This is a genomic window from Mesorhizobium sp. M7A.F.Ca.CA.004.04.2.1 (assembly GCF_004022825.1).
Taxonomy (GTDB): Bacteria; Pseudomonadota; Alphaproteobacteria; order Rhizobiales; family Rhizobiaceae; genus Mesorhizobium.
In genome coordinates this window covers 1-426 of record NZ_RZPH01001811.1, presented here as the reverse complement: position 1 = coordinate 426, position 426 = coordinate 1, and the positions used below count along the sequence as shown (strand labels likewise).

Sequence of the window (426 nt, the reverse complement as noted above, 5' to 3'; positions counted from 1 at the left end):
CCGTAGAGCCAGCGTTGTTGGTAAGCGAGGCACCATTGCCGTTGACTGTGACCTTGTCGGTGAAGTTGATCGTGCCGCCGGTGCGGTTGGCGATCGAGATGCCGCCGCCGGTCAGCGTGCCCGCCGGTCCGCTGTTGGGCAAGGTGCCGCGCGTGACCGTGATGTTGCCGGCGCCGCCATCGACGTCGAGCAGCGTGCCGGCGACGTTGACGTTGTTGTCCGTGATCGACAAATTGGTGTCGAGGCCGGCGACCTTGAACGCCGTCTGGCCGGTGGCGACATTGCTGACCGTGACGCCCTGGATAACGATGCCGCCGACATTGCTGAAGCCGCCGGCATTCTGGTCGATGGTGAAGACCGAACCGCTGCCGCCGGTGAAGTCGAACGCGGTGTCGCGCACCTGGTTGCTGCCGAGCAGCTGCAACG

General features: G+C 65.3%; 1 protein-coding gene. It reads right to left on the bottom strand.

From position 1 onward, the window contains the following. Positions 1-426 (bottom strand): hypothetical protein (locus tag EN893_RS37705; RefSeq protein ID WP_245490999.1); only part of this gene is annotated, 426 nt, incomplete at both ends.